We start from the raw sequence: 1034 nt of genomic DNA on the forward strand, positions 1-1034 counted from the left end.
TGAGAACAGCTTCAACCGGGTCGGGCTGGACCATGTGCTGCTGGTGCGGGTTGCCTCGGCGGCGGTGTCGGCGGCGATGCTTGGCTGCAGCCGTGACGAGGTGTTGAGCGCCGTGTCCCATGCCTGGCTCGATGGCTCAGCGCTGCGCACCTATCGGCATGCACCCAACACCGGCCCGCGCAAGTCCTGGGCGGCCGGTGATGCCTCCTCTCGCGGGCTCTTCCTGGCGTTGATCGCGGCCAGCGGCGAGATCGGCTATCCCTCGGCGCTGACGGCCAAGGGCTGGGGCTTCCAGGATGTCAGCTTCGGCGGCAAGCCGATCCAACTGCAGCAGCCGTTCGGCGCCTATGTGATGGAGAACGTGCTGTTCAAGATCAGCTATCCGGCCGAGTTCCACGCCCAGACTGCGGTCGAGGCAGCGATCACCCTGCATCCACAGGTCAAGGATCGGCTCGGCGAGATCGAGCGCATCCTGATCGAGACCACTGAATCCGGCGATCGGATCATCAATAAGACCGGGCCGCTGAGCAATCCGGCCGATCGCGATCATTGCCTGCAATACATGGTCGCGGTGCCGCTGATCCAGGGCAGTCTCGATGCCGACGATTACGAAGACAGCGCTGCCGCGAATCCGCTGATCGATCAGTTACGCGCCAAGATGGAGGTGGTCGAAAACGAGCGCTTCACCCGCGAGTATCTGGAGCCGGACAAGCGGGCGATCGGTAACGCGGTGCAGGTGTTCTTCAATGATGGCTCGAGCACCGACAAGGTCAGCGTCGACTATCCGGTCGGTCATCGCCGGCGGCGGGGAGAGGGCATCCCGCTGCTGGAGGCCAAGTTCGAGCGTTATCTGCGCGGGCGCATCAGCCAGAAGAATAGCGATGCGATTCTCGCCATCTGCGCCGATCAGGCAGCGTTCGAGGCTTGCTCGGTGGAGCGGATGATGACGCTGCTGAGTCTCTGAGCGACGCCTTAGGCGATTTCTGTCAAAGCTCATACCGCCTTGCTTGTCTTTTCGCTCGCCTTCTTCGTCG

General features: G+C 63.0%; 1 protein-coding gene. It reads left to right on the forward strand.

The features are described from left to right. On the forward strand, positions 1-964 hold a 964-nt coding region (gene prpD, locus VBE63_RS30140), incomplete at its 5' end, for a 2-methylcitrate dehydratase (protein WP_323686642.1). Positions 965-1034: the final 70 nt, after the last annotated feature.

The sequence above is a fragment of the Lamprobacter sp. genome (assembly GCF_034860625.1).
In the GTDB taxonomy this organism is placed as follows: domain Bacteria; phylum Pseudomonadota; class Gammaproteobacteria; order Chromatiales; family Chromatiaceae; genus Lamprobacter.